We start from the raw sequence: 1390 nt of genomic DNA, 5'->3' as shown, positions 1-1390 counted from the left end.
GGGCTTGCAGCTGCAGCCCATTGGCACAGCGCAACTGAAACCGCTGGCCGTCATGTTCAAGATGGGTGACTTCGGTTTGCTCCATCACCCGAGCACCCTGCCGTTGCGCTGCGCGGGCAAAGGCGGGGGAGACCAGGCGCGGATTGGCGTGGCCGTCTTCGGGGCATAACGACGCGCCGACTGCCACATCACCCACCCACGGGAACCGGGCGCGCAGTTGAGCGTGGTCGAGCATTTGCAGGCCCAGGCCAAAGCCACGTGTAGCGTCGGCGTACGCCTGCAGAGCCGCCAGATCGTCATGACTGCGGGCCAGTTTCAAATGCCCGGAGCGCACGTATTCCCCGTCGATGCCAATCAGCCCCGGCAAGTCGGACCATAGCTCATGGGCACGTTGCGATAGCGGCAGTTGGTGCAATGGCCGCCCCTGGCGCCGCACGCCGCCATAGTTCACACCACTGGAGTGCGAGCCACAAAAGTCCCGTTCCAGCAGCACCACGCGGCGACCTTTCTGCGCCAGCATCAAAGCCGCCGAGGCCCCGACAATCCCGCCACCCAACACGATCACTTCACTGTCGATCATGGCTGCACCTCCACGCCAAACGGCAAGGGTTTGATCGGTGCCTGGCCACGCAGGCGGCCAACGTTTTCAATCTCGCGGCCACTGCGCTGGGCAACGATTTCCGCCGCCGCCAGCCCACACATCCGGCCCTGGCAGCGGCCCATGCCAACCCGGCAATGGGCCTTGACCCGGTTCACTTCCCAGTGGCCTTCGTCCACCACCGCGCGTACTTCGCCGACGCTGACTTCTTCACAGCGGCACAGGATCAGTTCGTCCGGAGCTTCAGCGGCCCAGTTTTCCGGGAAGGGGAAGGCGGTTTCCAGGCCGTGGCGAAAGCGCTGGATACCTGCCAGTTGTTGTTCCAGCACGGGCCCGCGACGGTGGTCGATGGCAACACCGCTGTCTTCAAGCAAGGCCAATGCCGCTCGCTCGCCGGCCATTTGCGCCGCGTCGGCGCCCATGATTCCGGCACCGTCGCCAGCCAGATACACGCCCGCGACACTGCTACGCCCGGCCGCATCTCGCTGGGGCAACCAGGCGCGGTTCAATGCATTCCAGGCAAATTCACACCCAAGTAAATCCGCCAGTTGGGTCTCGCTGCGCAGGGCATGGGCGAAGGCCACGGCATCACAGGCGATTTCCTGCTGGTCCCAGTGGATGCCCGTCACTCGTTGCTCGCCGTTGATGTGCGACAACGTTGCCCCTTGATGCACCGGGATGCCGTGGGCCGTTAGCCAGGCGCGGTAGTACAAACCCTGGGCCAGGGTCGCCGGCTGGCCGAGCAATGCCGGCAGGGCGCGGCATTGGGCGCTGAACGGCGCGCTGTCGAGC

General features: G+C 65.3%; 2 protein-coding genes. Both read right to left on the bottom strand.

Going from position 1 to position 1390, the window contains the following annotated elements:
* Nucleotides 1-580, bottom strand: a 580-nt coding sequence (locus HX846_RS30720; protein ID WP_178966832.1) for an FAD-binding oxidoreductase, incomplete at its 3' end; no start/stop codon positions are given.
* On the bottom strand, nt 577-1390 hold an 814-nt coding region (locus HX846_RS30715; RefSeq protein WP_178966831.1), incomplete at its 5' end, for an NAD(P)/FAD-dependent oxidoreductase. The genes HX846_RS30715 and HX846_RS30720, both read right to left, overlap by 4 nt.

Origin of the sequence: Pseudomonas sp. K5002, assembly GCF_013386655.1 — a bacterium.
Lineage (GTDB): Bacteria > Pseudomonadota > Gammaproteobacteria > Pseudomonadales > Pseudomonadaceae > Aquipseudomonas.
This window is presented reverse-complemented; position numbering and strand designations above follow the sequence as displayed.